At 65.8% G+C, this 243-nt stretch carries 1 protein-coding gene; it reads right to left on the bottom strand.

All coding sequences use genetic code 11. The features are described from left to right. The coding region (locus tag F0Q45_RS27295; protein ID WP_149656736.1) for a beta-ketoacyl synthase N-terminal-like domain-containing protein at positions 1 to 243 on the bottom strand (243 nt) is incomplete at both ends.

The following is a 243-nucleotide window of genomic DNA, read 5'->3' as shown; positions in this document are numbered from 1 at the left end:
CGAAGGCTCCAACCCCGCACTGGCCAATGCCGCCCGAATCACCCGCTGCTGCGAGGGACCATGAGGCGCCGTCAACCCATTGGAAGCCCCATCCTGATTCACCGCCGAACCCCGCACCACCCCCCACACCTCATGACCCAACCGCAGCGCATCCGACAACCGCTCCAACACCACCACACCCACACCCTCACCCCACCCCACCCCATCAGCGGACGCCGAAAACGCCTTACACCGCCCATCAAC

The sequence above is a fragment of the Mycobacterium simiae genome (assembly GCF_008370645.1).
Classification (GTDB): domain Bacteria; phylum Actinomycetota; class Actinomycetes; order Mycobacteriales; family Mycobacteriaceae; genus Mycobacterium; species Mycobacterium simiae_A.
Note: the sequence above shows the minus strand (reverse complement) of the source record. Positions and strands in the feature narration are given on the sequence as shown.